Below are 221 nucleotides of genomic sequence, written 5' to 3'. Positions count from 1 at the left end.
CGCAGGTGGGAACCCAAACGGCTACGGCTGCAACTGTTCTCGATCGCCGCGAAACTCACCCGCCATGCGCGACGTACTCGCCTCAAACTCGCCGCCACCGCACCGAACCTGCAACTCCTCCTCGACGGAATCGCCAGACTCGCCACACTTCCCAACCCTGGCTGACCACGCTATCCGACCTGACCACAGACCAGAAAGGACACCCACCTCGGGGCCGTGAA

1 protein-coding gene is annotated in these 221 nt (G+C 63.3%); it reads left to right on the top strand.

The window, feature by feature from the left end:
* On the top strand, positions 1-165 hold a 165-nt coding region (locus tag ACLQ3C_RS21740), incomplete at its 5' end, for a transposase (RefSeq protein ID WP_425707148.1).
* Between the last annotated feature and the right edge of the window lie 56 nt (positions 166-221).

The sequence above is a fragment of the Gordonia sp. DT30 genome, from assembly GCF_049844915.1.
Taxonomy (GTDB): Bacteria; Actinomycetota; Actinomycetes; order Mycobacteriales; family Mycobacteriaceae; genus Gordonia.
The sequence above is the reverse complement of the archived record's forward strand: the minus strand, read 5'-3'. Positions and strand labels throughout refer to the sequence as shown.